This window comes from Herbaspirillum sp. NPDC101396 (genome assembly GCF_044767365.1).
GTDB lineage: Bacteria > Pseudomonadota > Gammaproteobacteria > Burkholderiales > Burkholderiaceae_D > Herbaspirillum.
Map to the genome: position 1 here is coordinate 545,249 of NZ_JBIWNT010000003.1, position 26,258 is coordinate 571,506.

At 58.3% G+C, this 26,258-nt stretch carries 31 protein-coding genes; 11 read left to right on the forward strand and 20 right to left on the reverse strand.

Annotated features, from left to right (window positions below; translation table 11 throughout):
* Positions 1-84: 84 nt before the first annotated feature.
* Positions 85-612: a hypothetical protein gene (locus ACIROY_RS12220; protein WP_402341761.1), complete on the forward strand. Its 528-nt coding sequence runs from the start codon at positions 85-87 to the stop codon at positions 610-612.
* Between the two features lie 152 nt (positions 613-764).
* Positions 765-1,580, forward strand: coding sequence for a hypothetical protein (locus ACIROY_RS12225; RefSeq protein WP_402341763.1), 816 nt, complete (start codon positions 765-767; stop codon positions 1,578-1,580).
* Positions 1,581-1,643: 63 nt separating this feature from the next.
* Here ACIROY_RS12225 and ACIROY_RS12230 read toward each other — a convergent pair whose 3' ends face one another.
* From ACIROY_RS12230 to ACIROY_RS12245, 4 genes are read right to left on the reverse strand one after another with little or no spacing between them, the layout of a single operon-like run.
* Positions 1,644-1,850, reverse strand: a complete 207-nt coding sequence (locus ACIROY_RS12230) for a DUF4224 domain-containing protein (protein ID WP_402341765.1) — start codon at positions 1,848-1,850, stop codon at positions 1,644-1,646.
* Positions 1,851-1,858: 8 nt separating this feature from the next.
* Positions 1,859-2,011, reverse strand: coding sequence for an excisionase (locus ACIROY_RS12235; protein WP_402342020.1), 153 nt, complete (start codon positions 2,009-2,011; stop codon positions 1,859-1,861).
* 38 nt (positions 2,012-2,049) lie between these two features.
* Positions 2,050-2,274, reverse strand: a complete 225-nt coding sequence (locus ACIROY_RS12240) for a DUF4224 domain-containing protein (RefSeq protein WP_402341767.1) — start codon at positions 2,272-2,274, stop codon at positions 2,050-2,052.
* A gap of 16 nt (positions 2,275-2,290) precedes the next feature.
* Positions 2,291-2,482 (reverse strand): hypothetical protein, encoded by a 192-nt coding sequence (locus ACIROY_RS12245; RefSeq protein ID WP_402341769.1) that lies wholly within the window; start codon positions 2,480-2,482, stop codon positions 2,291-2,293.
* Positions 2,483-2,962: 480 nt separating this feature from the next.
* Between ACIROY_RS12245 and ACIROY_RS12250 the strand changes: the two genes are divergently transcribed.
* On the forward strand, positions 2,963-3,706 hold the full coding sequence (locus tag ACIROY_RS12250) for a phage tail protein (RefSeq protein WP_402341771.1): 744 nt from the start codon (positions 2,963-2,965) through the stop codon (positions 3,704-3,706).
* Between the two features lie 228 nt (positions 3,707-3,934).
* On the opposite strand, the gene ACIROY_RS12255 is transcribed toward ACIROY_RS12250, so the two are convergent.
* The 3 genes from ACIROY_RS12255 to ACIROY_RS12265 all read right to left on the reverse strand — a co-directional run bounded on the left by ACIROY_RS12255 (position 3,935) and on the right by ACIROY_RS12265 (position 6,649).
* On the reverse strand, positions 3,935-4,375 hold the full coding sequence (locus ACIROY_RS12255) for a surface-adhesin E family protein (protein ID WP_402341773.1): 441 nt from the start codon (positions 4,373-4,375) through the stop codon (positions 3,935-3,937).
* Positions 4,376-4,472: 97 nt separating this feature from the next.
* Positions 4,473-5,192 (reverse strand): dTMP kinase, encoded by a 720-nt coding sequence (tmk, locus tag ACIROY_RS12260; RefSeq protein ID WP_402341774.1) that lies wholly within the window; start codon positions 5,190-5,192, stop codon positions 4,473-4,475.
* 179 nt (positions 5,193-5,371) lie between these two features.
* Positions 5,372-6,649, reverse strand: a complete 1,278-nt coding sequence (locus tag ACIROY_RS12265; RefSeq protein WP_402341775.1) for a tyrosine-type recombinase/integrase — start codon at positions 6,647-6,649, stop codon at positions 5,372-5,374.
* A 467-nt stretch (positions 6,650-7,116) separates the two neighbouring features.
* Here ACIROY_RS12265 and ACIROY_RS12270 point away from each other — a divergent pair, with 467 nt between their 5' ends.
* Positions 7,117-8,082, forward strand: coding sequence for an alpha/beta hydrolase family protein (locus ACIROY_RS12270; protein WP_402341776.1), 966 nt, complete (start codon positions 7,117-7,119; stop codon positions 8,080-8,082).
* A gap of 27 nt (positions 8,083-8,109) precedes the next feature.
* Here ACIROY_RS12270 and ACIROY_RS12275 read toward each other — a convergent pair whose 3' ends face one another.
* The 3 genes from ACIROY_RS12275 to ACIROY_RS12285 form a co-directional block, all read right to left on the reverse strand.
* A complete protein-coding gene (locus tag ACIROY_RS12275) occupies positions 8,110-9,000 on the reverse strand; it encodes a dienelactone hydrolase family protein (protein WP_402341778.1) in 891 nt (296 codons plus the stop codon).
* A 56-nt stretch (positions 9,001-9,056) separates the two neighbouring features.
* Positions 9,057-9,803 carry a MipA/OmpV family protein gene (locus ACIROY_RS12280; RefSeq protein ID WP_402272823.1) on the reverse strand — a complete coding sequence of 249 codons (747 nt, stop codon included), beginning with the start codon at positions 9,801-9,803 and terminating at the stop codon, positions 9,057-9,059.
* An 89-nt stretch (positions 9,804-9,892) separates the two neighbouring features.
* The gene (locus tag ACIROY_RS12285; protein ID WP_402341779.1) at positions 9,893-10,345 is read right to left on the reverse strand and encodes a winged helix-turn-helix transcriptional regulator; all 453 of its coding nucleotides are present in this window, start codon (positions 10,343-10,345) and stop codon (positions 9,893-9,895) included.
* Positions 10,346-10,458: 113 nt separating this feature from the next.
* Here ACIROY_RS12285 and ACIROY_RS12290 point away from each other — a divergent pair, with 113 nt between their 5' ends.
* Positions 10,459-11,703, forward strand: coding sequence for an MFS transporter (locus ACIROY_RS12290; RefSeq protein ID WP_402341781.1), 1,245 nt, complete (start codon positions 10,459-10,461; stop codon positions 11,701-11,703).
* A gap of 21 nt (positions 11,704-11,724) precedes the next feature.
* On the opposite strand, the gene ACIROY_RS12295 is transcribed toward ACIROY_RS12290, so the two are convergent.
* On the reverse strand, positions 11,725-12,393 hold the full coding sequence (locus tag ACIROY_RS12295) for a helix-turn-helix transcriptional regulator (protein WP_402341783.1): 669 nt from the start codon (positions 12,391-12,393) through the stop codon (positions 11,725-11,727).
* Positions 12,394-12,503: 110 nt separating this feature from the next.
* Here ACIROY_RS12295 and ACIROY_RS12300 point away from each other — a divergent pair, with 110 nt between their 5' ends.
* Complete coding sequence (locus ACIROY_RS12300) at positions 12,504-12,737, forward strand: transcriptional regulator (protein ID WP_402272815.1); 234 nt, start codon at positions 12,504-12,506, stop codon at positions 12,735-12,737.
* Positions 12,738-12,858: 121 nt separating this feature from the next.
* Positions 12,859-13,416: a hypothetical protein gene (locus ACIROY_RS12305; protein ID WP_402341784.1), complete on the forward strand. Its 558-nt coding sequence runs from the start codon at positions 12,859-12,861 to the stop codon at positions 13,414-13,416.
* Between the two features lie 78 nt (positions 13,417-13,494).
* Here ACIROY_RS12305 and ACIROY_RS12310 read toward each other — a convergent pair whose 3' ends face one another.
* Complete coding sequence (locus ACIROY_RS12310) at positions 13,495-15,018, reverse strand: leucyl aminopeptidase (protein ID WP_402341786.1); 1,524 nt, start codon at positions 15,016-15,018, stop codon at positions 13,495-13,497.
* A gap of 63 nt (positions 15,019-15,081) precedes the next feature.
* Here ACIROY_RS12310 and lptF point away from each other — a divergent pair, with 63 nt between their 5' ends.
* From lptF to ACIROY_RS12325, 3 genes are read left to right on the forward strand one after another with little or no spacing between them, the layout of a single operon-like run.
* Positions 15,082-16,209, forward strand: a complete 1,128-nt coding sequence (gene lptF / locus ACIROY_RS12315; protein ID WP_402272807.1) for an LPS export ABC transporter permease LptF — start codon at positions 15,082-15,084, stop codon at positions 16,207-16,209.
* Positions 16,209-17,342, forward strand: a complete 1,134-nt coding sequence (gene lptG, locus ACIROY_RS12320) for an LPS export ABC transporter permease LptG (RefSeq protein WP_402341788.1) — start codon at positions 16,209-16,211, stop codon at positions 17,340-17,342. The genes lptF and lptG overlap by 1 nt, the downstream gene beginning before the upstream one ends.
* A gap of 5 nt (positions 17,343-17,347) precedes the next feature.
* Positions 17,348-17,725 carry a sirohydrochlorin chelatase gene (locus ACIROY_RS12325; protein WP_402273817.1) on the forward strand — a complete coding sequence of 126 codons (378 nt, stop codon included), beginning with the start codon at positions 17,348-17,350 and terminating at the stop codon, positions 17,723-17,725.
* Here the strand turns inward: ACIROY_RS12325 and ACIROY_RS12330 are convergent.
* The 8 genes from ACIROY_RS12330 to ACIROY_RS12365 form a co-directional block, all read right to left on the reverse strand.
* Complete coding sequence (locus ACIROY_RS12330; RefSeq protein WP_402272802.1) at positions 17,717-18,088, reverse strand: tRNA-binding protein; 372 nt, start codon at positions 18,086-18,088, stop codon at positions 17,717-17,719. The genes ACIROY_RS12325 and ACIROY_RS12330 overlap by 9 nt on opposite strands.
* 33 nt (positions 18,089-18,121) lie before the next feature.
* A complete protein-coding gene (cobA, locus tag ACIROY_RS12335; RefSeq protein ID WP_402341790.1) occupies positions 18,122-18,880 on the reverse strand; it encodes a uroporphyrinogen-III C-methyltransferase in 759 nt (252 codons plus the stop codon).
* A gap of 90 nt (positions 18,881-18,970) precedes the next feature.
* Entirely contained in the window at positions 18,971-20,296 is a 1,326-nt protein-coding gene (locus ACIROY_RS12340) for a sulfate adenylyltransferase subunit 1 (protein ID WP_402341792.1), read from the reverse strand.
* Entirely contained in the window at positions 20,296-21,231 is a 936-nt protein-coding gene (gene cysD, locus ACIROY_RS12345) for a sulfate adenylyltransferase subunit CysD (RefSeq protein ID WP_402272795.1), read from the reverse strand. Before cysD ends, ACIROY_RS12340 begins: the two co-directional genes overlap by 1 nt.
* 105 nt (positions 21,232-21,336) lie before the next feature.
* Positions 21,337-22,071 (reverse strand): phosphoadenylyl-sulfate reductase, encoded by a 735-nt coding sequence (locus ACIROY_RS12350; RefSeq protein WP_402341794.1) that lies wholly within the window; start codon positions 22,069-22,071, stop codon positions 21,337-21,339.
* Between the two features lie 43 nt (positions 22,072-22,114).
* Positions 22,115-22,651, reverse strand: a complete 537-nt coding sequence (locus ACIROY_RS12355; RefSeq protein ID WP_402341796.1) for a DUF934 domain-containing protein — start codon at positions 22,649-22,651, stop codon at positions 22,115-22,117.
* Positions 22,644-24,338 (reverse strand): nitrite/sulfite reductase, encoded by a 1,695-nt coding sequence (locus ACIROY_RS12360; RefSeq protein ID WP_402341798.1) that lies wholly within the window; start codon positions 24,336-24,338, stop codon positions 22,644-22,646. Before ACIROY_RS12360 ends, ACIROY_RS12355 begins: the two co-directional genes overlap by 8 nt.
* 66 nt (positions 24,339-24,404) lie before the next feature.
* Positions 24,405-25,178, reverse strand: a complete 774-nt coding sequence (locus ACIROY_RS12365) for a sulfite exporter TauE/SafE family protein (RefSeq protein WP_402272787.1) — start codon at positions 25,176-25,178, stop codon at positions 24,405-24,407.
* Positions 25,179-25,307: 129 nt separating this feature from the next.
* Between ACIROY_RS12365 and ACIROY_RS12370 the strand changes: the two genes are divergently transcribed.
* On the forward strand, positions 25,308-26,249 hold the full coding sequence (locus ACIROY_RS12370; RefSeq protein WP_116433367.1) for a CysB family HTH-type transcriptional regulator: 942 nt from the start codon (positions 25,308-25,310) through the stop codon (positions 26,247-26,249).
* Positions 26,250-26,258: the final 9 nt, after the last annotated feature.

Here is a 26,258-nt window from a genome sequence, read left to right on the forward strand (position 1 = left end):
CCCCTTGTAGTAGATAAATTAGCCAGAATTTGGCAGTCCGCTGATCCCTTAAAATAATCATTACATAATAAATTAAGGATATCTATGCAAATTACCGAGCATTGCTTCTTTCATGCTGATCGAGAGGGTACTTTGCAAGAAGGTCAAATGGTGGTCCTCAACAATATGGATCTATCGCGATTTGGACATGCATATTGGGACGCAATCGTAGAGACTCCATTTGAAGATCTATCTCCAGCTGCGAAAAGAGAGGCTCTATTGGAAGAGGTTAAAAAAGATCCATCTTTTCATTTTTATAGCTCTCGACTTCAATCAATGTTTGGGGCAAACACTATCGAAGATGCTATATGGTTTGCTCGGTCGATAACACCTGTTCCCCTCAAACCAATACGTATTTTTGAAGTCTTTGCCACAAAATTCTGGACACTGGATATGAACTGGTTAGATTTTGCCTCCGATCCAATCCAGACTATCCAAAACTATCGCGAGTATTGGGGCGGCAAGATATCTAATTCGGTACGACGCCCCCCGCGTTTGGAGGTTTTAATTCCTTTGCCGGCGCGTATTGGCAAGGTTGTCTACACCGTCAACGATATTGGATTCGCTCAATAAAGTCTACTAAGGCAATCACATCATCTAGACCTCAAAGCCTGTGGCGTAGGGGGTCGCGGGCGGTGTGGAGAGAAAGCGCAGACGGCGCCGTTTTGATTCTTGGCTACGATCTCATGCGAAAATGAGTGTCAGTCCATAAAAAACACAACGCCATGAAAATAAATAATGAGAGCTGGCAAGAGGGATGGCAAGTTGCGAAGCAGCTTTTTCTTGAGTTTTTAGCGCCAGCAATAGCGGCAGTGATCTGGGTTCTCGTTGTCTATTTCGAAACTAGCCCACGTCCGGTCTGGACGACCCTGCTCGGCACATGGGGATCTACATTCGTGTTTGTTGGGTTATTCACAAACAACATCAATCGAGTCAGAAAAAATCGTCAAACCGCAAGCGGGCTAAAAACGATTGAAAGCCGCATCAAGGACATGATTGGAGACTTGGACGCTAAAACCCAAAATTTGGTTGGCCATATAACTGGCGGCGATAGTTTCTGTCATCTATTTTTAACGGACCTGTCTACGGGTCCGCGCATGCGAAGTGGGTATATAAGCCATACCGGTGACTACAATATTCCTGATGTTGAGGTGCTCATTACCGATTTGAACGGTGTAAGCGACGTTATTCGAGCGGCAGCAGTGTCGGGGCTTCTGGACCAGCAGAGATATAACTCCTATACACAAAACTACGGTAAGCACATGCTTCGCAAGGGCTTTGCAATGCCGATATCGGTGGTTCTTCCGGATCCTGTAAACGGATCTATAAGATTAAAAATCGACTTTTTTACACGGGGTGCACAGTTGTTGCAGATGTTGTTTATAGATACCACTCAGGTGCCGTGGGCAACGGCAACAAGGGTGTCGAACATCGGTCTAGGCGGAGCCTCAATGGTGTTGCGCGAACATGTCGACCCCAATTTTCCTCGCGGTGCCGATGGGCAGGTTGACTGGCGTGCATTTTCAGATTCCCGTGCGTAATCAGACTACTGCCGCACCCTGAATGCCAGCCGGTACTCCTTTGCTCTTCGGGGGGTGTTCTGGCTAAGCCTTAGAGAAGTCCATGGTGATCTCGCGCTCTTTCTTCTTGCTCGTGGCGCCGAAAAGTTGTTCCACAACTGTGATTAAAACTAGCGTCCGGCCATCAGCCCGGACCTTGAACGGTATGCCCATTTGGTTCAGCGCCTTTTGTTGAGCGCGAGAGCGCATTTTTCCAGTTAGTTGCAATAGCTCTTCGTCGTTGAGAAACATGTTTCATCCTATTTATTGCCAGTGTAGTCAGCAGCAGGAGAGACAAACCAATTCTTCCCAACCATTTTCGGTTGAGGATAGATTCTTCCGTCTCGTATCCAACGATGTAACGTGTTGCGGTGAGGTGCGAATTCGCCAAACACAAGCTTGGCCCATTCCATAATAGGAATTAGTCTTGGCACGATGATTTCCTCTACTCTCAAATGTTTGACTCACCGGCCAGCAAGACGCGCGGCACCCAAGGTTTACGCGGTGGCTCGGCCGCCGAATTTCTTTGTCCAGGTTCAAACTGCGCTCTCGCGACAATGGGCTGTCCCAACGCATTTACAAAAAATGGAATTGCCATTTTTCGCAGCGCTTCGATTTGTTTGCTCTTCATCTTCCGCCCGGTTAAGCGGACAAGTTCTTCGTCAGTCAGAAACATTCGCTCTCCTATCGATCTATTCAATGGTGCTCGGCCGTCGAGTGACAAAGGCGATGACTTCTTCTCGTACCCACAATTTGTGACGTGGCCGGCTCGTCGGCGCTTCGGCAGGAAATCCAGGAATCTTGACGATGGTATCGCGTGCATGCTGCCGGCTGCATTTATGCAATTCAGCAATGTCGTCAATGCTCATTAATTCATCGTCCATTGCTTTCCTTATTGCATCGACGTTATGTTTTCCTATGGCGAGATGAGCCAAGCCCGCACCGCCAAACTTCCAAGGAAGACCGCTAGGCAGCAAAGGCCGAAAAGCAGAACGCCCAGACCAAACGCAACCAGGTAGACGACGGAGGCAAGCGGGACCTCGATATACGCTGGCCATCCCTTGTTGCAAATGTTGTCGCGAAGGCGCTTAAGCAATGTTCCTCTCCAAATGTTTGCATGGATTGCATTTTACAGTCGTGTCCTCCTACCTTCGGGGCGGACTTGCCCGCAGCCGGAAATGGGTAGTTTTTTTACGTTCGTTCAACGGGATGTAGATTGTCTGGTTGAGATTACAGGCAAATTTTTCGGCATACGCAAAAGTATGTCCGTGCGGTAACGGAAATGTCATAGTTTTCCCTTACATTTGATGGCCCGGTCAATTTTGATCGAGCCGTTGAAACTTAGCCTTATGTGAGAAATAACAATGACAACAGCATATACAGCTTCAAACTCAGTACCTATGGGCGCGCTGCCCACCACTAATGGAATTATCCAGACATTCGTAGCTGTCACCACCAACCCCGCGAGTGCGACATACGCACCAGATGGCTTGGCCGCGGCGCCAATCTTCGGATTGGGTGCTCAGCAGCTGCAGGGTGACGAAATCGTCGCCGGTGGTATTGTGACGTTGGTTTCGTACATCGGCACTCTTTTGAATTCAGGAGCTCTATGTTGGGTGCTCCTGGAATGCGAAGGCGGTGCCCAGCAGATCGCCGATGCGACCAAGAGCCATCATGCAATCACGAAAGCACAGGTAGAAGCACTTCTGGCGTCAACGATTCCGGCAGGAACGATCATCGACTTCGCGGGGACGACCGCGCCAGCAGGGTATCTCGCTTGCCCGGTAACGCAAACTAACGTTTCACGGACCACATATGCAGTACTTTTCGCTGCTATCGGCACCACTTGGGGCACTGGAGACGGCAGCACGACGTTCGGACTACCGTGGTTTCCTGCCGATTACGTATCGTCGCAAGCGAATGCGAACGTCGGAACCCAGACAGTCGGACAGGTAATAGCTCATACCCATGGCTACGCGGCACCATCAGCACCAGGTGCAACGGGGGACGGAGGACGAGGATCATTTTCCTCGGAACAGACAGCCTCTACAGGCGGCACTGCCAATCTGGCGGCAAGTGTTCGGTTGCTTAAATGCGTTAAGACGTAATTCAATGTGAGGGCGTGATTTGTTCACCCAGTAAAAGCCTCGGCATCTTTGAAACGTCGGGGCTTTTTCATGCACAGGTGCGATGTTCTATCAAATCAATGAGATAGGTAGGATTCGCTCAGGTTATCCACAAGCTTACGCACAAAAATTGGGGATAACATTGCCGGTATTAAAAGGCCGAGGCGTAAGAAAAGCCCACGCTAGAGGGCTGGGAAGTGGAATTGCCTTCTATTTTCTTGATTTTGCTTGCGTTCTCGCTTTGCAAAGATAGTCAAAGATGGCTTCACCGATGGAGTCAGGCACAATTTCGCGGAAGGCTTCCGATGAAAGCTGGCCACTCCTGGTAGAAACTACCTCGCCTTGCTTCTGATTTCCCGAGTAAAGAAGTTCTTCTTTCGATGCAAGGGTTTTTTCTGGGCAGTTTACATATTGTAAGTAAAGTGCTGACTTGTATTTCTTGTTTTGATAGGGCGTCTCGCTTGCTTGTTCGCTCTGGTAATCATAAAGCACCCATCCTTTTTTATACGCGCCGGTAGACGCGATGCTATTTTTGTCGATCGCTACGACATAAGAATCCGTATATGTGATGACCTGCCAATCTGTCGCGGCCTGTACGTTAATAGAGATAAGGCCTAGGCAAAGCGCTACGACCATTTTCAAAGTTTTCATATTCCCTCCCACCCGGAACTCTACCGCAAGACAGTAGCCCTGTGCAGGCGTAAAAAAACCGCCTTGGGGGCGGTTTGGCATGGTTGTGGAGTGTCTCTTACATGGCTGCGTAGAGGCGCCGCGTGGCGGTGGCCCAATCGCAGGAATCGGTCATGCGTGGGCCGCAGTAAACCGGATCATCGCAGCCGTAGGGCTTCGCACAACGCTTGGCTTTCAGTGCACCTTCTACCAAATGATTCAAAATGGTCTTGTGAAGGAGAGGGATCGGCATCGTAGCTTCAATTCTGACGACGGCATTGTCGTGCTTGGAAATAGCTTCGAATATCTTCGCGGCCTTTTCCAGATCATCTTGCCGCTCAAAAGCGTTCAGTTTTCCGTCTCTGGTCTTAACTCTACCAACAGCTACTTCGGTCGGCAAGTCCATCCAAAATGCCACGTCCGGCACAACGACATCAGCGCGAATACGCTCTTCGATAGAATGATGATCTTCGACCAAAATTCCTTGGTAGGCAATCGTCGAGTAGAAGTAGCGGTCGAGAATCACGACGCTTCCAGCTTGGAGGGCTGGAATAATCTTTGTCTGCAAATGCTCCTGGCGATCACGAATAAAAGCGTCTAGCTCTTCCTCAAAAGGAAGCCGTCCCGAGAAGGCCGATTCGCGCAGCTTTTTCCCCCAAGTTCCATCTGTAGGCTCTTTGGACAGGACGACATTTTCCCCAATCCCGGCGAGCGCTGACTCTAGCATGCGGACTTGGGTTGTCTTGCCGGCTCCATCGATGCCGTCGAAGACTATTAAAATGCCGGGATATTTATTCATGCCCGCGAGTATATCAAAGAACTTAAATATGTCTAAAAAGAGAATAGGTCCCAATTTACAACATATGCAGCATTTACTTGTTTGTGCAACTAGCGATAGGCCAGGGTCAATCGACTATTTCTCGAAAGTAAATGTTTGTCTATTTTGCAATGAATAAAACCTTCGAGCCGTTGACCTATTCACGCGGCAGGCCTTATGGGCACGACGTTGCCAGGTGCCGCCGGGACTGGCTCTCCTGTTTCGCATGCAAGTAAAAATTCCGTCCACTTCTCCAATGCATGCCGACGCTCTGGGATTTCCTCCCGTACGTCGTAAATCGCTTCCATTCCCTTCAGCTTATGGTTAAGCGCTATCTCCGAAACTTCTCTAGATATTCCCATGTTGCGCATATGGCCCTTCGCTGTCGACCGGGTGTCGTGAGGCGTGAACTTGCGGATTTCGATGTCATGACGATCAAAAGCGCGGGTGATCGCGGCCCAGAGCGTTGTTGGTGACACATGCGTATCACCGCCTTGATTGCGTCGGCGTCGCTCATGTCGAGCAGGTAGGACATATTCGGATTCGCCGGACATCTCAATTAACTCTCGGAACCATTCAACGACTGCCGGCACGAGCGGAACGAGAAATCCATTTCTTGTTTTCACGGACTCGTCAGGAATCCACCATTGCCCGCGGTCGAGAAATACATCCTCTTTCTTAGCCTTGGCCAGCTCAATCCCACGCACGCAGGTGGCCAGCAAGATTCTGAACGCCAGTGCGTTCTCAACTCCGATCAGATCAATGTCCGGAAGAAGCTTTCTAAGCTCGTCCTCCAGAAGCATTACGCGCTTGCGAACCTTTGGCCGCGGCCCCTTGATCGCGGAAAGCTTGATGCCGGCACACGGGTTTGACGGGGTGATTTTCAGGCCGCACGCATGGTCAAAGAGCATCGAAGTTGCGGTCAGGATGCGCTTGGTGATGGTCCATGTCCGGTTGCAGTCGGCCAGCATAGAAACGATGTCCACCGGCGTCACGCGTTGTACCTGCCGTGAGCCCAGAAACGGAAGGACGACTTGGTCGTAATCGTAGTTGCGATACTTGATGGTGTTTACAGCGAAATCTGTCTCCACCAGGCATTTCGTACGGTAATCTTCGAGCAAATCCGCAATAGTCCAGGCTGCTTGAATCCTGCTTTTCTCCTCCTGCTTTTCGATCGATGGGTCACGCCCTTCGTCAATAGCGACTCGATATGATCGAGCCTTTTCGCGGGCAATCGATAGCGAGATATCCGGGTAGTTGCCAATAGTCAGTTCTCGGCGCTGGCCTCTGCCGATTTGATACCGAAGCACCCAGGTCGCGGTTCCTGCAGCTGATAGCGTAAAGGTTAGGCCGTCGCCATCCGACTTAGCGACGGGGGCGCCTTTCGAAATCCAATTTCTGATTTGAATGTCGCTGAGAATGTGAGTGAGTTTCGCCATGCCGCCCCAGGTGAATGCGGGTAGCTAAGAACGAATAGCCACTCTGGCTACCCACCTAGCTACCAGTAAGCGTGAGATGTAGGGGCGCATCTTGGCACGCTGTGAGACTGGAGAACAAGGGCTGGAGCGGGATTAAGCGAGGCGTGAAACGTATTGAAACGTCGTGACACATGAATCGCGATTGCAGGTGGCGATCTTCATTGCGTTTGCGAATCCTTGTGGGTATAGCTGTTTTCTGCCGGCTTTCTGCCGGTTCCCTGCGTTTGTGAGCACTGTCGCGGCCGGAAATCGTCGGCACGTTGGCTGCGGAGTGGAATATTACCGCATTCGATCCGCGGTCATCTTCCTCCTGCATTTACTCCCGCTAAAATAGCCTGCATAACAAAATTCAGGGGAATGGGATGAGAACGTTCTGCGCGACAATCTGCAGACTCGATGAGTTTGGCGGCCACAGGCGATTCTGGTCGTTGACCGCGCTGTTGGGCGCGATGCTGACGAACCCGGCAGCGTTAGCGCAGGACACGGGCGACGAAAACGCCCGGCCATTTCTTGAACGCGACCTGCAATACGGCACCACTTCCACGAAAGAAGCCTGCGAGCGCCAGACCAATGCGGTTTGGGTGGAACACCGTCTCGGGACGGAGTGCATCCGCTATTACCCCTCGAGCGGTTTGTCGCCGGAAGAAAAGCCGAATGTCGCCGTCATGTATTTCCACGGCGATCATCTGGCAGGTTCGGCGCCGCTGGGCAACTACGGAAAAATCACGCCGCAGAAACTGCTCGACGGCGTACAGTCGTACTACCGCAAGTTCGGAGTACCGTACGTACTGATCGGGCGGCCCGGCGTGTACGGTTCATCAGGCGATCACACGCAGCGCAGACGCCTCAAGGAATCGTATTCACTCAACGCTGCCGTGGATGCGATCAAGACGCGCTATGGCATGCAAAAGGTGGTGCTGGCGGGGCAGTCCGGCGGCGCTTATACCGCAGCGGCGTTGCTGTCGCTGGGCCGCACCGACGTGATGTGCGTGGCGGCGTCATCAGGCGTGTATGCGGTCAGTGAGCTGGCGGAAATCAAGCGCGCCAAAAACTACATGCGTTCACGGCCCGGTTGCGATGTCACCAATTATTGCGACGCCTATGAGGTCATCGATCACGTGGACGCCGTCGTGGCCGATCCGCAGCGCGTGTTTTACCTGATCGCCAATCCGGAGGACCGCAACACCGTGTTCTTTTTGCAGAAACGTTTCGCCGACAAGCTGGCGGCGGCCGGTCATCGGGTTGAAGTCATTGAGGCGAAAGGACGCGGGCCGGATGGCCATAGCCTGTCGCACGTGTCCTTCCCGGTTGCCGGAGTCTGCGCGCGTGGAGAGGATCCAAAATCCGTATTGTCCGGGGCGTTGAAAAATCAGGCGCCTGAACCGGTGGAGTGAGTTTCACCGACGGATGGATGATGAGTTTTACTTGCGATTATCCGGCACGGCAGGCTGGTTTGCGGAATTCGAGAACTCTTCGAGCAGCAACGCCGCCCGGCGCATGGCATCTTCTTTTGCCGCACGATTTTCAGGAACCGATTGCCGTGCGCGTCCGGGGTCGTCGAAGTCGTGCATCGCGCCCGCGTATTCAATCACCTTGACCTTGCCGGGTTCGTTGTTGGCTTGCAGCGCACGCAGGCAATTGCGCGGCGACACTTCTTCATCGTTGGAGGCGAGGAACACCAGGACGTCGGTGTCGCTGCGATAGCGCCGGCTCAGGAGCGCGCGTGCACCGCAGCCCGGATAGAACACCAGTGCAGCCCGGAAGCGCGCAGCCGCGAACGATGAATTCCCCTGCGCCTGGCGATACATCACATTGAGTGCAGTGCTGCCGCCGTTGGACCAGCCTTGCAGCATGATGCTGTCCTTCCGCACGTCATCGCGTGCGGCCAGATAGGCCAGCGCGGCTTCGGCATCGAGCGGGCGCACGGTCAGTTCATTGACGGCCTGGCGTTCCGGCAGGTCGTGCGAGTTTCTGCCGTAGCCGTGGGCGCGTCCACGCGGGCCGAAGCTGTCGACGTGCAGCGCGAGGTAGCCGCGCGCGGCCCAGTATTCACCCCACATCTTGTGCCGCTGCGACAGCGTTCCCGTGTTGCAAGGCGAGCTGATATCGCGGCCGATGCGTGAGCATGCCGCATTGACGTTGCTGGAGTAGGGGCCGCCGCGGCCATGCAGCATCACGATGGCGGGATGGCGCTGCTGACCGGCATTGCCAGGCGGATGGAACAGATACCCCACCAGTTCAGTGCCGTCGCCGCCCGGGAAATACACCGTGTCGGGCGGTGCGGCAGATGCCGTTGCAGGCAGGCTCATCATGATTCCCGCCAGCAATGCCGCGATTGCCTGCATCGCCCGGTACATCTGAAGCCAGATTATTTGAAGTGATAGTTGATCGCCACCAGCCCCATGTTCTCGGTGCTGTGGTTGACGATCGGACTATTGGCGATGCCGTTGCCCAGCCATTTGCGGCGGAAGGTGACGTTGGCGACCCAGTTCTCGGCCACCGGCATTTCGATGGTCAGGCCCAGCATCGGCGTGGTCGAGGCGCCGGCATGATATTCGCGGAAACCGCTGGCGGACGATTCCTGGCCGGTCACGCCGTAGAAGTAGTTGTTGTAGGAGCTGCTGCGGCGCTCAATGCCGATCTGCGGGTAGACGCTGGCGCGGCCGAGGTCGAATTGCGCCGCGTAGACGGCTTCCAGCAGCGTGCCGTGCGATTTGTTGACGTCGTAGAAGGCATTCAGGAAGAACGCGCCGAAGCGGGTTTCCTGCAGCGTGCCGATGCCGATCGGCACGGAGTTGGAGCGGCGGTTCAGGCCGCGTTCGGCGTCCATGTGGTCAAAGTTGACGCGCGCCGCCAGTTCCAGATAGCCGGCGCCGAATTTCACCGTTTTCACGCCGAAGGTATCCAGGCGTGCGAAGAAGCGGCCGTAGTCGAAGTAGGCGTACGGCAGCACCTGGGTGACGTCGCTCTTGCCGAGGATATTGCGTTCGAGACGGAACACGCCCGGGCCGATGTCGCCGCGCAGGTGGTCGGGGAAGTCGGCTTCCGCAGCTTGCTGGGCAGAGGCGTGGCCGGCGAACGACAGGAGCAGGGCGCACAGCAGGGTTTTGTTCATGTTGGCTTTCGATGGGTGAAATTGGGATGATGTCGCCGGCACTGTCAGCCGCGTTAAAGACGCATCTTGCACGAATAGTGGCCGCGGCATCAAGCTCTGGCCTTTCTTTTGACGAAGGCGTTTTCCGGCTTCAGCGGTTTGCCTTCACAAGTGTGCAAAGCGATTTTCGGGACCGGCTTGCCGCTGTCGCGGTCGACCATCGGCGCGATGGATTCACCCTTCTTGAACAAATGACCCTCGCCCCATTGGCGCAGGCCCAGCAACACCGTGAACAATTCCTTGCCCTTGGCGGTGAGGATGTATTCCTGGTAGGCGCTGCCGTCGGAGGCCGGGGCGACGTCGAGGATGCCGGCGTCGACCAGGTCGCGCAGCCGCGCCGACAGGATGTTCTTGGCTACGCCCAGGCTCTTCTGGAACTCGCCGAAACGGCGCATGCCGTCGAAGGCATCGCGAATGATCAGCAGCGCCCAGCGGTCGCCGACCACGTCAATCGACCTTGCTACCGGGCAGGGATCGCTCATGAGACTTTTCCGCTTGGCCATCGTATTGCCGCTTCCTCGTGCATGTCTGATGGTTGCATTTTAAAACTCGCTCGCCTACACTTCAACTGGTTTTAATTTGAAACCACATGTAAAAATTGAAAAGGAGCGAAGCAATGGCGCAAAACGATGGCGGGGCAGATGCGTGCCGATTCGAAGAGGCAGGCCCGGAGCGGGCCTCCGCGGTGATGCCGCGCGCCATGGTGTTGTTGTTTGCGATGGCCTGCGGCGTCAGCGTCGCCAACGTGTATTACGCCCAGCCCTTGCTGGATGCGCTGGCGGCAGAGTTTGGCTTCAGCCAGGCGGCGGTCGGCCTGGTGGTGACCGCAACCCAGCTCGGTTCCGCGCTGGCGTTGGTGCTGGTGGTGCCGTTGGGGGATTTGCTGGACCGCCGTCGCCTGACGCTGGCGCAGTTGCTGCTGCTGTTCGCCGCATTGGTCGGCGTCGGGCTGGCGTCATCGCCGGCATGGCTGCTGGTGGGCATGCTGGCGGTGGGCATGCTTGGCACGGCCATGACGCAGGGACTGATCTCGTATGCGGCGGCGCTGGCGGCACCGCAGGAGCGCGGCCGCGTGGTCGGCACGGCGCAGGCGGGCGTGGTGATTGGCTTGCTGCTGGCGCGCACCTTGGCCGGGCTGATCGCCGACGTCGCCGGCTGGCGCATGGTGTACGCGGTGTCGGCTGTGCTGGCGCTGCTGATGCTGGCGCTGTTGCATGGCCGCCTGCCGCAGCGTCCTGCGGACGCCGGCGTCACTCGTTTGTCGTATGGACAACTGCTGGCGTCGATGGCGACGCTGATGCTGCATGACCGCGTGCTGCAAATTCGCGGCGTGATCGCAATGCTGATGTTTGCCGTGCTGAACATCTTCTGGAGCGCCCTGGTGCTGCCCCTGAGTGCGCCGCCGTACTCGCTGTCGCATGCCGCGATCGGCGCCTTCGGCCTGATCGGCGTGGTCGGCACGCTGGGCGCTGCCAAGGCCGGCAGCTGGGCCGACCGTGGGCGCGGCCAGTGGACCAGCGGCGTGGCGCTGGCGTTGCTGGCCGCGGCCTGGCTACCGCTGTCGCTGCTGTCGTGGAGCCTGTGGGCGTTGGCGGCGGGGGTGCTGTTGCTGGACCTGGCGGCGCAGGCGATCCATGTCACGAACCAGAGCATGATTTTTCGCGCAAATGCGACGGCGCACAGCCGGCTTGTGGCTTGCTACATGATTTTTTATGCGGTCGGCAGCGGCGCCGGTGCGGTGCTGTCGACCTCGGCGTTTGCCGCCTGGGGATGGGGCGGCGTATGCGCGCTGGGCGCCGCCGTCAGTGTACTGGGCCTGATGTTCTGGAGCTGGAGTTTGCGGTACATGCCGCACCCATGAAGTGGCGAGGGCAAAGCGGAATCAGATCCGTTCGCTGGCGAGCAAGATGACGCGTCCCAGCAGGATGCAATCCGGCTGGTCGAATTCAAGGCGAGGGTAGCGTTTGCCGGCGTTGTTGTCGGCGGTCATGAACCAGCGCCCGAGGTCCAGCGCCAGGCGTTTGAGGATGGCTTCGCCGCGGTAATTGATCAGATACACGGCGCCGTCCTGCAAGGCAGTGTCGCCGCCATTGACCACCACGACATCGCCTTCATGCAAGCGCGGCGCCATGCCGGCGCCGGTGACGGTGACGGCGAACAGTTTGTCGGCGTGCAGGCCGTGTGCCTTGAGCCAGCTTTTCGGGAATCTCCACAGGCACAGTGTCGGCGCGATCTCTTGCATGGATGTGCGCGCCGAGCCTGCGGTCAGCGTCAGTACAACCTGGCGCACGGTGACGGCGTCGTCCGCATCCGTCTTCGGTGTTTGGCGCACGACATAGGGCGTCGTCATCTCGCCGACGGCGAACTGGTCGAAATACAGCGGATCGAGGTGCAGACGCTCTTCCAGCGCACGGGCGGCCTTCTCGCCGAAGCCCTGGCCGCCCCGGTAACTGGACGACAATAATTGCGCCAGGCGCGACTCGCTCATGCCGCTGGCGTCGCAAACCTGTTGGCGGTCGCCGTCGTAGCGATCCGCGATCAACGCAAGCAAACGTTTCCGTCGATGTTCATGCATGTCCATGCCTGCATTTGAACGCAAATTTAGCATTTGGTAAATTAGCTTTTGCTTGACTTGTCTGTAGCAGATGCTAAATTGTCGTTATGACACTGATCGACTATCTCAATTCCGTTCCGATGGACAGGCGCTCCGCGCTTGCTGCGTACTGTGAGACCTCGTTCGACTACTTGCGTCAGATCGGCTATGGCAATCGCCCGTGTTCGCCGCTGATCGCGGTGTGTCTGGAACGCGTTTCGCAGGGCGTGATTACCCGCAAAGACCTGTTTCCCGAGGACTGGGCCAAACTGTGGCCGGAGCTGAGCGAAAAACACGATTGATTTCCCGACACCGATGCCACCGTTCAAAACATCCCTGTGCCTGACACCTGGCGGTTTTCTCACGCTGCCTCATTTCGCTGCGGGGGGCGGCTCTGTTGCGAGCCTTGTGCACTTTTCGCTGATGGCAGTGCTGTTTGCGATGCTGCCGGCGTTGTTGTATTGGCAGCACCGTCGGCGCCGCTGGTGGGCGATGGGCGCCGGGCTGACTGCATTCATCCTGGTACTCGATCACCTCATGCTCAAAGACCGCGGCAGCATCTGGCAGACACTGGCGGCGACAGGCATCCTGTGTGGTCCATCCTATCTTGCACTGACGGCTTTCTGGGCCGCCATGCGCGGGATGGGGCATGCGGTGAGCGGCGGCAGGACAGCGGCATTATCGTCCGTCGACTGCGTCGCGATTGCCTTGCTGGCAATCGTGGCGCACCTGTTGTTCTTCATTGCCGCGACGATTGCGGGCGTCGCCAATACGGCGCTGCTCAACACCGCCGGCGACTTCGTCAATTGTCTGTATCACCTGGCGCGACCAGTTGATTTTCGCAGTCACGGCGATCAACTGAACATGCTGTTCGCGGCGCTGCCGACCTTGGTGCTGGCGACGCTGCTGCAGGCGAGGCTGCGCCGACGTCGTGCCATCATCCCGCAGACGCCGCCGTTGCCGCTGCCGCTGCTGCAATGAAGCGCGATGCCCAATAAAAAAGCCGTCATCTTGCGGATGACGGCTTGATTGCGGAGCGTGCGAACTTACACGTGCAACTTACGCGCGCGCTTTTTGCGACTTCTTCGCTTCATTCAGCAGGAAGGTCGTCAGCAGCGGGACCGGACGGCCGCTGGCGCCCTTGGTCGCGCCGCCGCGCCACGCGGTGCCTGCGATGTCCAGATGCGCCCAGGTGTATTTCTTGGTGAAGCGCTCAAGGAAGCATGCTGCCGTCACGCTGCCTCCAGGCTGGCCACCGATGTTGGCGATGTCGGCGAAGTTCGACTTCAGCTGCTCCTGATAGGCGTCCTGCACCGGCATGCGCCATGCGGTGTCGCCGCTGGATTTACCGGCTGCCAGCAGGTCGTTGGCGAGCTGGTCGTGGGCGTCGTCTTCACGCGTGAACAGGCCGGTATTGTGATGACCCAGCGCCACCACGCAAGCGCCGGTCAGCGTTGCGATGTCGACCACGGCGGCGGGCTTGAAGCGTTCCACGTACGTCAGCGCGTCGCACAGGATCAGGCGGCCTTCGGCGTCGGTGTTGAGTACTTCGATGGTCTGGCCCGACATCGAGGTAACGATGTCGCCCGGCTTGGTGGCGCGGCCCGACGGCATGTTTTCGCAGGTCGGAATGACGCCGATGACGTTGAGTTTCAGTTGCAGCTCGGCGATGGCGCGGAAGGTGCCCAGCACCGAGGCGGCGCCGCACATGTCGTATTTCATTTCATCCATGCCGGCACCCGGTTTGAGGGAGATGCCGCCGGTGTCGAAAGTGATGCCTTTGCCGACCAAAACGATAGGCGCATCCTTGGATTTGCCGCCGAGATGCTTGAGGACGATGAATTTCGGCGGTTCGTCGCTGCCGTTGGTGACCGACAGGAAGCTGCCCATCTTGAGCGCTTCGAGCTGTTTGCGATCCAGCACTTCGACGCCGAGTTTGTATTCCTTGGCCAGTTTCTTGGCGCTGTTGGCGAGGTAGGTCGGGGTGCAGACGTTGCCCGGCAGGTTGGCCAGGTCCTTGCTCAGTTCCATGCCGTTGGCCAGCGCAACCGCTTCGGCCAGGCCGGTCTTGGCGGCGGCAGTGGCGGCGGTGGAGACTGCCACTGCGATTTTTTTGACGCCGGTCGGCGCGGGATCTTTTTTGCTCTTCAGGACGTCAGAGCGGTAATTGTTGTCGCGTGCGGCCAGCACCAGCGAGCGGATAGCCCAAGCCGCATCGCGACCCTTGATCTTGTCCAGCGGCAGCGCCATCAGCGCATCGACGGCGCCGACGGTGGTCAGTGCGCGTACGGCGCCTTGTGTTGCGGAGGAGAAACTCTTGTCGGCAATTTCTTCATCGGCGCCCAGGCCGACCAGCAGCACGCGTTCGGCGGCGACGCCGGCCACGCCACGCAGCAGCAGGGTGGAACCCGGCTTGCCGGTAATGTCGCCGGATTTCAGTGCGTCGCTGATCGCGCCTGATTTGTCCAGGGCTTGTGCAGCTTGTGTCAGTTTGCGGTTTTCAAACACGCCGACGACGAGCACGCCGGTCTTGGCGGCGTTGACAGAGGTTTTTGCGTCCAATGTTTTTATGCTAAAGTCCATCGCTTGTCCTTAGTTTGCTAGTTTCTGTTTGCATCAATCTACCTCTGCGATTATAAGCCCCGAATGATTTTTGAGCGCGCTCTTCGACGCGAATTGATGAGCACCGCCGGCGCAGTGTTCACAACGCTATTTACAATCACCCTCACCGTGATGCTGATCAAGATTCTTGGTCAGGCTGCGGGTGGACAGGTGAGCTCGCAGGACGTGCTCGCCCTGATCGGTTTCCAGGCGCTGAACTACATGCCGGTGATCCTGATCCTGACCGGCTTCATTTCCGTATTGCTGGTGGTCACGCGCAGCTACCAGGATTCCGAAATGGTGGTGTGGTTCGCTTCGGGACTGAGCCTGACGCGCTGGATCAGGCCGGTTCTGCGCTTCGGCTGGCCGATCATCCTGCTGACCGCAGTGCTCAGTTTCGTCGCCACTCCCTGGGCCAACCAGCAGAGTGCGCAATTCCGCGAACGCTTTGAAAAGCGCGAAGACATCGCACGTGTCTCTCCCGGCAAGTTCCAGGAGTCCGCCACTGCCAACCGCATTTTCTTCGTCGAGGGTATTTCCGGCGACGCCAACAAGGTCAAGAACGTCTTCGTCAATACCTTCCGCGATGGCAAGAACAGCATCGTGGTCGCCAAGGAAGGCGAAATGGAAGTCGACAAGGACGGCGAAAAATTCGTCGTCATGACCAAGGGACGCCGTTACGACGGCATGCCAACCCAGCCCGATTTCCAGATGGTTGAATTCGAACGCTACGGCTTGCTGGTGGGCGGGCAGTCGCAAGCCGCCGCCGGCGACAAGTCGGCGCGTGCGCTGCAGACCTGGGAGTTGCTGGCGCTGGACAACCAGTTCACGCGCGGAGAGCTGCTGTGGCGCATGGCCTTGCCGCTGATGGCCTCGACCCTGATGCTGCTGGCGATTCCGCTGTCCTTCGTCAATCCGCGCGTGGGCCGTTCGATGGGCCTGCTGGTCGCACTGCTGCTGTTCGTCGTCTACAGCAACACCGTCAGCGTGATGCAGTCTTCCGTGATTCAGAACCGCACGTCGTTCCTATTGGCCTGGTGGCCGGTGCATCTGGTGGTGGCCTTGCTGGTGGTCGGCCTGTTCTTCCTGCGGCTGAAGGTCAATAGCCACTATCACCCCGCAGTCATGTTGTCTCGCGTACGGCGTGCGCTTTTCCTGAAACGGCAAGCCTGATGAGAGTCCTGCAACGTTATATCACCACCGAGATTGTCCGTTCGGTCGCATTCGCGCTGGCGGCCTTCCTCGCGTTGTTCGCATTTTTTGAAATGATGGGGCAACTGGAAGCAGTCGGCCGCAATGGCTATCAACTGCAGAACGCCGTGCTCTACGTGATCATGGGTTTGCCCGGCAATGTGTATGAACTGATGCCGATTGCGGTGCTGATCGGCACCATTTACGCGCTGGCGCAGTTCGCCGCAAGTTCCGAATTCACCATCATGCGCGTGTCCAGCATGTCGACACGCATGACCGCCAAGGCGCTGGCCAAGGTCGGCCTCGGTTTCGCCATCGTCACCATCCTGTTCGGCGAACTGGTGGCGCCCAAGGCCACCGAGCTGGGCGAGAAGATCAAGTTGCAGGCACAGGGTTCGTCGCTGTCGCAGCAGTTCCGTTCCGGCCTCTGGGCCAAGGACGTGATCAAGAGCAAGGGCCTGGAAGGCGACGTCATCGGCACGCGCTTCCTCAACATCCAGCGTATCCAGACTGACGGCAGGCTGGAAGGCGTGAAGATTTATGAACTGGACAAGAACTTCCATTTGTCCGACCTGATCGTCGCGGCGCGCGGCGACTACCAGGGCGACCATACCTGGCAATTGTCCGACGTGCAGAAAACGACCTTCATCGTCGACGAGAAGGTCAGCTCGATCACTGCGCCGATCACCACCGCAAAGATCAAGACGGTCAGTTTCGTCTCCGAAGTCACGCCGGAAATCCTGTCGGTGCTGTTCGCCGATCCGGATCGGATGTCGGCCTATGATCTGCGTGCCTATACCAAGCATCTGGAAGCCAATAACCAACGCACCGAGCGCTATGAAATCGCGTTCTGGAAAAAGATCGTCTATCCGCTATCGATCTTCGTGATGATGGGGCTGGCGCTGCCGTTCGCCTATCTGCATTTCCGTACCGGCGGCGTCAGCCTGAAGATTTTCACCGGCATCATGATCGGCGTGAGCTTTCAGTTGATCAACAACCTGTTCTCGCATCTGGGCTTGCTCAACACCTGGCCGGCGCTGGTGACCGCCGCGCTGCCGAGCACGCTGTTCATGTTGATGGCGATCGTGGCGTTGCGTTGGGTCGAGCGGCGCTGACCATGATGAAGAAATCACTGATCCTGTTTGCACATGGCGCACGCGATCCCAACTGGGCCGAGCCGTTCAAGCGTTTGCGCACACTGACGCAGGCGAACCTGCCGGACGTGGTGGTGGAGTTGGCTTTCCTGGAATTGATGTCCCCGGGCTTGCCGCAACTGGCGGCGCAGCAGATCGCCGACGGCGCACAGCAGGTGACGATCGTGCCGGTATTTTTGGGGCAGGGCGGACATGTCCGGCGCGATCTGCCGGTATTGATCGAACAGTTGCGCCGGGATCATCCCGGCGTGGATTTTCAGGTGGCCGCAGCGGCCGGTGAAGACGACGGCGTGCTGCAGGCGCTGGCGCAATATTGCATCAGCAGTTCAAACGATTCAGAATAAGCGACCGCCGTTCGGCGTCGACCGGTCCGGCGCGAATAACACCACTTCTCCCTGTGCGTCGGGGAAACCCAGCGTCAATACTTCCGACATGAATTTGCCGATCTGGCGGGGAGGAAAGTTGACTACCGCCGCCACTTGTTTCCCCACCAGTTCCTCCAGCTGATAGAGCGCCGTGATCTGCGCGCTGCTCTGCTTGACGCCGATGGTCGGACCGAAGTCGATTTTCAGCTTGTAGGCCGGTTTGCGGGCTTCTGGATAGGCTTCGGCCGAGACGATTGTACCGATGCGGATATCCACCTTGAGGAAATCGTCGAACGTGATCAGCGGCGCTGCAGGCGCGCTGGGGTCGTGTAGCAAGTGCATGGGGATGTGCTCGAAAAAATAGTCAGACGGTGTTCAGTCACGGCTTGCCAGCGCCTCGCCGATCATGACGAGCACCGGGCCGCTGCACTGGGCCAGTCCCTGTTCCAGCGTGCCGAGTTCGAGATCGAGGATGCGTTCGTTGTCGCGGCTGCAGTTTTCCACTACCACCACCGGCGTCGTGCGGGCATAGCCGAGCGATAGCAAGCGTTGCGCCGTCGCGGCGGCTTCACGGCCGCCCATGTACTGCACCAAAGTGTCGCCGTTGGGCATGATGAATTCGCTGGGCTCGTCGGGGGCCGTGCTGGACGTGAACAGCGAGACGCTGCGCGCGATGCCGCGCTTGGTCAGCGGTCGTTGCGCCGAGGATGCCGCCGCCAGTGCGGCGGTAATGCCGGGGACGATTTCGTACGGGATGTTCTGGCTGTCGAGTGCGCGCAATTCTTCGTCGGCGCGGCCGAACAGCATCGGGTCACCGCCTTTCAGGCGTACCACCATACGGTATTGGCGCGCGGATTCGATCAGGCGTTCATTGATGACTTGCTGGGCGGTGGAGCGCTGGCCGCTGCGTTTGCCGACGGAGATCTTGACGGCTTGCGGGCACAGCGCCAGCATTTCTTCCGTGACCAGCGCGTCGTGCAAGACGACATCCGCTTGGGCGAGAAGACGCGCCCCGCGCACGGTGATCAAATCGGCCGCGCCGGGGCCGGCGCCGATCAGATAGACCTTGCCGACGGGTTTTATGGAAACAGGAGGCGTTGGCACGTTGACTGGATTGGCTGGGGCTGAGCTCATGCTGAAAAAGATAAGAATCGCAGCCCGGCACATACCGGCTGCTGTACGTTTCAGCCCGCCTGAGCGGGTGAAACGGTACAGCAGCGATTATCAGGCATCCAGGCGGATCATGCCAGCGGCAACGGTCTGGTGGGTGACTTCATCAATCAGGATGAAGGCGCCCGTGGCACGGATGGCGTCATAGCTGTCCGCGGCAATCGGCTGCTGCACATTGATCGACACGCGGGCGATGTCGTTCAGCTTGAGCGACTCGGCCGGATGGCGTTGCTGCGTGTTGATGTCGAGCAAGGTATCGACTTTGCTCACGCGCGCCGCCACTTGTTTGGTGGTGTGCTTGAGCCAGTACTTGCGACGCGGATCAAGCGCATCCTCGGACAGCCAGCACAGGTCGGCGTTGACGGTCTTGAGTTGCGTCGGCGCCTGCTCGGCGGAAGCCAGCATGTCGCCGCGCGAAATGTCCAGGTATTCGTCCAGCAAGATCGTCACCGACTGTCCGGCCGCGGCCGATTGCAACGAGCCGTCCAGCGTCAGGATGTCCTTCACAGTCGCGCTCTGGCCGCTCGGCTGCACCAGCAGCTTGTCACCCTTGCTCACCTTGCCGGCTTCGATACGGCCCATGTAGCCGCGGAAGTCGTTGGCTTCGTGGCCGTTGTGGCGTGCCACCAGTTGCACCGGGAAGCGGAACGGTTCTTCGTGGGCATCTTCATACACCGATAGCGACTCCAGCAGCTCGATCAGCGTCGGGCCCTTGTACCACGACAGATTGTCGCCGGCGGTCACGACGTTGTCGCCGGCCAGCGCCGACAGCGGAATCGGACGCACATCCTTGAGGCCCAGTTGCGCGGCGAATTCGTGATACGCGCCGACGATACGGTCGTACACGGTCTGGTCGTAGTTGACCAGGTCCATCTTGTTGACGGCGACCACGATGTGCTGGATTTGCAGCAGATGGGCGATGGTCGAGTGGCGCTTGGTTTGCGTCAGCAGCTCAACGCTGCCGTCGTCGTTCAGCTTGACCTTGGATACGTCGATCAAGATGATCACGGCGTCTGCGGTCGAAGCGCCGGTCACCATGTTGCGCGTGTATTGCTCGTGGCCCGGCGTGTCGGCGATGATGAATTTGCGCTTGGGCGTGGCGAAGTAGCGATACGCCACGTCGATGGTGATGCCTTGCTCGCGCTCGGCTTCGAGGCCATCGGTGAGCAAGGACAAATCAATGGTGTCGCCCACGGTGCGCTTGTGCTTGGCGCGCGAGATGGACGCGAGCTGGTCGGCGAAGATGCCCTTGCTGTCGAACAGCAGGCGGCCGATCAGCGTGCTCTTGCCGTCATCCACCGAACCGGCGGTGATGAAGCGCAGCAGGCCGCGTTCGTGCGAAGTTACGTTGAGATCTTTTTCGGCAACAGCGGCATTCATCAGAAATATCCTTCTTTTTTACGTTTTTCCATCGACGCTTCGGAGGTCTGGTCGTCCATGCGCGTCGCGCCGCGTTCGGTGATCTGGGTGACGGCGGTTTCGGCGATGATGGCTTCCACGGAAGCCGCATCGGAGGCCACCGGGCAAGTGCAGGAAATGTCGCCTACGGTGCGGAAGCGCACCACGCGGTTCTCGACGGTTTCGCCTTCTTTGGCCGGCGTCAGGTCGGTCAGCGGCACCAGCAGGCCGTTGCGCGGAATCACCTGGCGCTCGTGCGCAAAATAGATCGGTGGCAGCGCCAGTTTTTCACGGGCGATGTATTGCCAAACGTCGAGCTCGGTCCAGTTCGAGATCGGGAACACGCGCATGTTTTCGCCCGGATGCACGCGGGTGTTGTACAGGTCCCAGAGTTCAGGACGTTGTGCCTTCGGATTCCATTGGCCGAACTCGTCGCGGAAGGAAAAGATGCGTTCCTTGGCGCGCGCCTTTTCTTCATCGCGACGGGCGCCGCCGATACAGGCATCGAACTTGAATTCTTCAATCGTTTCCAGCAGCGTCACGGCTTGCGCGGCATTGCGCGAATCGGTCAGCGGATTGCGCAGGCGCACGGTGCCGCGTTTGATCGAGTCTTCGACTGAACGCACCACCAGCTTCTCACCGAGTTCGGCGGCGCGCTGGTCACGGAAGGAAATCACTTCCGGAAAATTGTGGCCGGTATCGATGTGCACCAGCGGGAACGGGAACTTGCCCGGACGGAAGGCCTTCTCGGCGATGCGCAGCAGCACCACGGAATCCTTGCCGCCGGAAAACAGCAGGGCAGGGTTGCTGCACTCGGCCGCGACCTCGCGCATGATGTGGATCGCTTCGGATTCCAGCCAGTCAAGATGACGGCTGCTGGCGTTGTCCAGGAAGAGTTGTTCAACTGCTGTGTTCATGCGATGACCTTTGGTTCAAGTCGGATGTAAAACGGATATCGGAATATCGAGTACGGCGAGGCCGGCAAGGGCCGCGCATCGACATGTTGTTTGTCGTGGAAAAAATCAGGCCGGCGCGGTCTGTGATTTGATGCGGATCAGCTTGCCGTCCACCACATGCAGGCCGCACTCCTTGGAGTCAGGGTTCTCCCACCACCAGCGGCCGGCGCGCACGTCTTCGCCCGGCTCGATGGCGCGGGTACAGGGCTCGCAGCCGATCGACGGATAGTCCTGGTCGTGCAGCGGGTTATACGGCACCTGGTTGTCGCGGATGTATTGCCAGACGTCTTCTTCCGACCAGTCTGCCAGCGGATTGAACTTGGCCATGCCATGTGCCGGATCGTCTTCCTGCACGTCGAGCGCCGCGCGCGTGACCGACTGTGCGCGGCGTTGGCCGGTGATCCAGGATTTGTTGCCGGCCAGCGCGCGGTTGAGCGGCTCGATCTTGCGGATGCGGCAGCATTCCTTGCGCATCTCGACGCTGTCGTAGAAGGCGTTGAGCCCGTTCTGGCTGACATACTGTTCGACGGCGGCAGGTTCCGGACGAAACGGCGTGACGTCGTAATCGTAGGTTTCCTTGATGCGGTCGAGCATGCCCAAAGTTTCCTTGTGCAGGCGGCCGGTCTCCAATGTGAAGATGCCGATCTTGTCCTGCAGCTTGCCGCGCAGGATGAGGTCGGTCAGCACCATGTCCTCCGCCGCCATGCTGGAAGCGAACACGGCCGGCGTGTAGTCGGCGGCGATCTTTTCCAGCGTGGCGCGGGTAGCTTCGATGAGCGCTTGCAAAGCTTGTTCGGACATGGCGTTACTTCCTTCCCTTGATTCAAATGACGCTTACTTGCTCTTAATCGCGGGTAACAACCGTCTCGCGTTTGGCGCGACGGAACAGCGGGTTCTTCTCATCCCATGAGGTCTGGTATTTTTCCGAAAAATCGGTCAGGCCCTTCAATGCATCGTGGATGTCCTTGTCGGCGCGCACGGCGAAGGCGTTGAAACCGACGCGCTGCATGTAGAACAACTGGTCGCGCAGCACATCGCCGACGGCGCGCAGTTCGCCGGTATAGCCGAGGCGGGCGCGCAGGTTGTAGGCGATCGAATAGCCGCGGCCGTCAGCGAACTTGGGGAAATCCACGGCGATGACCTTGAACGGCGCCAGGTCGTCTTTCAACGCTTCCGGACGCTCGTCGCTGGCGAACCAGACGCCGAGTTCCGGGCGACCTTGCAGCGTGGCGCGTTGCGCCTGCCATACCTTCAGCGGCACGATGATCTTGCCTTCCGGGACGGCGACGCCTTCCGGGGTTTCGCCTTCGTTCAGGCGCAGTACGGTCCAGTCATCGCTGATGACGACTTTGTCTTTGATGATGTGGGTGGAATTAGGCACAGACGTCTTCTCCGGTGACATGACCAGCTTTGATCGGGGTGGCATAGACGAAGTCCTTGAACGGCGTGACGCCGACGCGGCGCACGGTGTCGATGAAGCGTTCGTCTTCGATGCGTTGTTTGACATAGACCTGCAGCAGGCGATCGATCACGGTCGGCATCTGATGCGCCGAGAACGATGGGCCGATGATCTTGCCGATGCTGGACGTGTTGCCCTGGGCGCCGCCCAGCGACACCTGGTACCACTCGGCGCCGTCCTTGTCGACGCCCAGGATGCCGATGTTGCCGACATGGTGGTGGCCGCACGCGTTGATGCAACCCGAGATGTTCAGTTCGATGTCGCCGATATCGTGCTGGAAGTCGATATTGTCGAAACGTTCTGCAATGGCTTGCGCGATCGGGATCGACTTGGCGTTGGCCAGTGAGCAGAAGTCGCCGCCGGGGCAGCAGATGATGTCGGTCAGCAGGCCGATGTTCGGCGTTGCCAGACCGTGCGCCTTGGCTTCTTTCCACAGCGCGTACAGTTCGCTTTGCTTGACGTCGGCCAGCACCAGGTTCTGCTCGTGCGTGACGCGCAGTTCCGAGAAGCTGTAGCGGTCGGCCAGGTCGGCGACGAAGTCGAGCTGGTCAGCGGTGATGTCGCCCGGCGGCACGCCGGTCTTCTTCAGCGACAGGATCGCGGCGGCATAGCCGGGCACCTTGTGGTCCTTGACGTTGCGCTTGATCCAGTTGGCGAAACCCTTGTCTTCGGCCTTCAGGCGTTCGTATTCGGCGTCGTTGGCCGGCAGCGTTTCGTATGCAGGCTCGGTGAAGTAGTTCGCCACGCGTTGCAGTTCTTCTTCGGTCAGCGTCGACGGGCCGTCCTTGATGTCCTGCCATTCGGCTTCGACCTGGCGCGCGAATTCTTCGGCGCCGATGGCCTTGACCAGGATCTTGATGCGCGCCTTGTAGATGTTGTCGCGACGGCCGTACTGGTTGTACACGCGCAGGATCGCTTCCAGGTAAGACATCGCGTGTTTCCATGGCAGGAAGTCACGGATCTGGCTGCCGAGGATGGGCGTACGGCCCATGCCGCCGCCGACCAGTACGCGGAAACCGACTTCGCCGGCGTCGTTCTTGATCACGTGCAGACCGATGTCATGCACGGCGGTCGCGGCGCGGTCTTGTTCGGAACCGCTGATGGCGATCTTGAACTTGCGCGGCAGGTAGGCGAACTCGGGGTGGAAGGTGCTCCACTCGCGGATCAGTTCGGCGAAAGGACGCGGATCGACGATCTCGTCGGCGGCGACGCCGGCCAGTTCGTCCGAAGTGGTGTTGCGGATGCAGTTGCCGGAGGTCTGGATGGCGTGCATCTCGACCGTTGCGAGCTCGGCCAGGATGTCCGGGGATTCTTCCAGCTTGATCCAGTTGAACTGGATGTTCTGACGCGTGGTGAAGTGACCGTAGCCGCGATCGTATTTGCGCGCGATGTGGGCAAACATGCGGACCTGGCGCGATGCCAGCAGACCGTAGGGAACCGCGATGCGCAGCATGTACGCATGGCGCTGCAGGTAAAGACCGTTCTGCAGGCGCAGGATGCGGAACTCGTCCTCGATCAGTTCATCGGAGAGGCGGCGGCGGACCTGGTCGCGGTACTGGGCAACGCGCTCTTTGACGATCAGGTGATCGTATTGGTCATAACGGTACATCTTGTCATCCCTGTTAACGTCTTGCAGAAGTCTTTCATGGAGACTTCATGTGATAAAAAAAACAGCCTACCAAATCAGCTTCAAGGCAACGCTCGTCAGCGTAATCGCCAGCAGGCCACGCAAAAATTTCTCCGGCACCGCACGCGCGGCGAAGGAGCCGATGGTGATGCCCGGTACCGAGCCCAGCAGCAACGCGCCGAGCAGGCTCCAGTCGATCGAACCCAGCCACCAGTGACCGAATGCCGCAATCGCCGTCAACGGCACCGCATAAGCGATGTCGGTACCGGCGACTTCCGCCGGCGACAGGCGCGGATACAGCAACACCAGCAGCGTGGCGCCGACCGCACCGGCGCCGATCGAGGAGATCGTCACCAGCGTGCCGAGCACGGCGCCTGCCAGGATGGTCGCCCGGGACAGCTTGAGGCCTTGCAACTGGCGCTCCGGATGGGCATTCAGCCAAACCTGAAGTTTACTCTTAAACAGCAAAGCGATCACCGTGAGGAAAACGGAGATTGCGATGGAATAACGGATGACAAGGCTCATGCCCTCGCTCACCGCGCCGAAGTGCTTGAGCAGCAGCGTGGTGACCACGGCTGCGGGCAGGGCGCCGTAGGACAGGCGGCGCACGATGTCCCAACGCACGGTGCCCTTGAAGCGATGCGCGAACGTGCCGGCCGTCTTCGTCGCCGAAGCAAAGGCCAGATCGGTGCCGACCGCCACGCTGGGGTGGATGCCGAACAGCAGCGTCAGTAAGGGCGTCATCAGCGAGCCGCCGCCGACACCGGTCAATCCGACCAGCACACCGACAGCAAAACCACTGACTACATAAGAAACAGTCATAACACCTCGTCTATAACAGCTCGAATCGTAATAAACTTAGCCTTCAAACCAAACTACATACTATTTATTTGCTTATATGCACAATCGGCATATACAAATTCATTTGCTGAGCATATCGAAGGACAAGCCATGAATCTGCATCAATTCCGCTTCGTCAGGGAAGCGGTTAGGCAAAACTACAATCTGACCGAAGCCGCCAAAGCGTTGTTCACCTCGCAACCCGGCGTCTCGAAAGCGATCATCGAGCTGGAAGAAGAACTCGGCGTCGACATCTTCACCCGTCACGGCAAGCGTATCCGCGGCCTCACAGAGCCGGGCCGCGCGGTGTTGCGCTCGGTTGAACTGATCATGCAGGAAGTGGATGGCCTCAAGCGCATCGGCAAGGAATTCGCCGCCCACGACAGCGGCAGTTTCACCATCGCCACCACCCACACCCAGGCCCGCTATTCGCTGCCGAAAGTGGTGCAGGCCTTCACGCAAAAGTACCCCAAGGTCAGGTTGTCATTGCTGCAAGGCAATCCCAAACAGATTACCGAGATGGTGCGCAACGACCAGGCCGACATCGCCATCGCCACCGAAGCGCTGGCATCGGGAGAGGGACTTGTCTCTTTGCCATGTTATCAATGGGAGCACGTGGTGGTGGTGCCGCCCGACCATCCTTTGCTGAAATCCAAAAACCTGTCGTTGGAAGAAATCGCCGGCTATCCGCTGATCACCTACGACGCCGCCTTCAGCGGCCGCAGCAAGATCGATCACGCGTTCTCGCTGCGCGACCTCAAGCCGGACATCGTGCTTGAAGCCATCGACGCCGACGTCATCAAGACTTACGTCGAGCTGGGCATGGGCGTGGGCATCATCGCCGGCATGGCCTTCGACGCCGAGCGCGATCGCGGTCTGCGCTCCCTGCCGGCCGGACACCTGTTCGGCACCAATGTCTCGCGCGTGGCGCTCAAGCAGGGCGCCTACCTGCGCAGCTATGTCTACACCTTCATCGAATTGCTGGCGCCGACGCTCAACCGCAAGTTGATCGGTCAGGTCATGGAAGGCGAGAAGGACATGTACGAGCTCTGAGTTGCCTGC

What these genes read in the sequence shown, in the direction of transcription:
- lptG (WP_402341788.1), top strand. Translation starts at nt 16,209, where the DNA reads ATGAGAGTCCTGCAACGTTATATCACCACCGAGATTGTCCGTTCGGTC.
- lptF (WP_402272807.1), top strand. Translation starts at nt 15,082, where the DNA reads ATGATTTTTGAGCGCGCTCTTCGACGCGAATTGATGAGCACCGCCGGC.
- ACIROY_RS12360 (WP_402341798.1), bottom strand. Translation starts at nt 24,338, where the DNA reads ATGTACCGTTATGACCAATACGATCACCTGATCGTCAAAGAGCGCGTT.
- ACIROY_RS12350 (WP_402341794.1), bottom strand. Translation starts at nt 22,071, where the DNA reads ATGTCCGAACAAGCTTTGCAAGCGCTCATCGAAGCTACCCGCGCCACG.
- cobA (WP_402341790.1), bottom strand. Translation starts at nt 18,880, where the DNA reads ATGAGCTCAGCCCCAGCCAATCCAGTCAACGTGCCAACGCCTCCTGTT.
- ACIROY_RS12250 (WP_402341771.1), top strand. Translation starts at nt 2,963, where the DNA reads ATGACAACAGCATATACAGCTTCAAACTCAGTACCTATGGGCGCGCTG.
- ACIROY_RS12370 (WP_116433367.1), top strand. Translation starts at nt 25,308, where the DNA reads ATGAATCTGCATCAATTCCGCTTCGTCAGGGAAGCGGTTAGGCAAAAC.
- ACIROY_RS12305 (WP_402341784.1), top strand. Translation starts at nt 12,859, where the DNA reads ATGGCAGTGCTGTTTGCGATGCTGCCGGCGTTGTTGTATTGGCAGCAC.
- ACIROY_RS12365 (WP_402272787.1), bottom strand. Translation starts at nt 25,178, where the DNA reads ATGACTGTTTCTTATGTAGTCAGTGGTTTTGCTGTCGGTGTGCTGGTC.
- ACIROY_RS12255 (WP_402341773.1), bottom strand. Translation starts at nt 4,375, where the DNA reads ATGAAAACTTTGAAAATGGTCGTAGCGCTTTGCCTAGGCCTTATCTCT.
- ACIROY_RS12245 (WP_402341769.1), bottom strand. Translation starts at nt 2,482, where the DNA reads ATGGACGATGAATTAATGAGCATTGACGACATTGCTGAATTGCATAAA.
- cysD (WP_402272795.1), bottom strand. Translation starts at nt 21,231, where the DNA reads ATGAACACAGCAGTTGAACAACTCTTCCTGGACAACGCCAGCAGCCGT.
- ACIROY_RS12220 (WP_402341761.1), top strand. Translation starts at nt 85, where the DNA reads ATGCAAATTACCGAGCATTGCTTCTTTCATGCTGATCGAGAGGGTACT.
- ACIROY_RS12235 (WP_402342020.1), bottom strand. Translation starts at nt 2,011, where the DNA reads ATGGAATGGGCCAAGCTTGTGTTTGGCGAATTCGCACCTCACCGCAAC.
- ACIROY_RS12265 (WP_402341775.1), bottom strand. Translation starts at nt 6,649, where the DNA reads ATGGCGAAACTCACTCACATTCTCAGCGACATTCAAATCAGAAATTGG.
- ACIROY_RS12280 (WP_402272823.1), bottom strand. Translation starts at nt 9,803, where the DNA reads ATGAACAAAACCCTGCTGTGCGCCCTGCTCCTGTCGTTCGCCGGCCAC.
- ACIROY_RS12285 (WP_402341779.1), bottom strand. Translation starts at nt 10,345, where the DNA reads ATGGCCAAGCGGAAAAGTCTCATGAGCGATCCCTGCCCGGTAGCAAGG.
- ACIROY_RS12310 (WP_402341786.1), bottom strand. Translation starts at nt 15,018, where the DNA reads ATGGACTTTAGCATAAAAACATTGGACGCAAAAACCTCTGTCAACGCC.
- ACIROY_RS12330 (WP_402272802.1), bottom strand. Translation starts at nt 18,088, where the DNA reads ATGCACTTGCTACACGACCCCAGCGCGCCTGCAGCGCCGCTGATCACG.
- ACIROY_RS12275 (WP_402341778.1), bottom strand. Translation starts at nt 9,000, where the DNA reads ATGATGAGCCTGCCTGCAACGGCATCTGCCGCACCGCCCGACACGGTG.
- tmk (WP_402341774.1), bottom strand. Translation starts at nt 5,192, where the DNA reads ATGAATAAATATCCCGGCATTTTAATAGTCTTCGACGGCATCGATGGA.
- ACIROY_RS12300 (WP_402272815.1), top strand. Translation starts at nt 12,504, where the DNA reads ATGACACTGATCGACTATCTCAATTCCGTTCCGATGGACAGGCGCTCC.
- ACIROY_RS12240 (WP_402341767.1), bottom strand. Translation starts at nt 2,274, where the DNA reads ATGTTTCTGACTGACGAAGAACTTGTCCGCTTAACCGGGCGGAAGATG.
- ACIROY_RS12225 (WP_402341763.1), top strand. Translation starts at nt 765, where the DNA reads ATGAAAATAAATAATGAGAGCTGGCAAGAGGGATGGCAAGTTGCGAAG.
- ACIROY_RS12230 (WP_402341765.1), bottom strand. Translation starts at nt 1,850, where the DNA reads ATGTTTCTCAACGACGAAGAGCTATTGCAACTAACTGGAAAAATGCGC.
- ACIROY_RS12290 (WP_402341781.1), top strand. Translation starts at nt 10,459, where the DNA reads ATGGCGCAAAACGATGGCGGGGCAGATGCGTGCCGATTCGAAGAGGCA.
- ACIROY_RS12325 (WP_402273817.1), top strand. Translation starts at nt 17,348, where the DNA reads ATGAAGAAATCACTGATCCTGTTTGCACATGGCGCACGCGATCCCAAC.
- ACIROY_RS12340 (WP_402341792.1), bottom strand. Translation starts at nt 20,296, where the DNA reads ATGAATGCCGCTGTTGCCGAAAAAGATCTCAACGTAACTTCGCACGAA.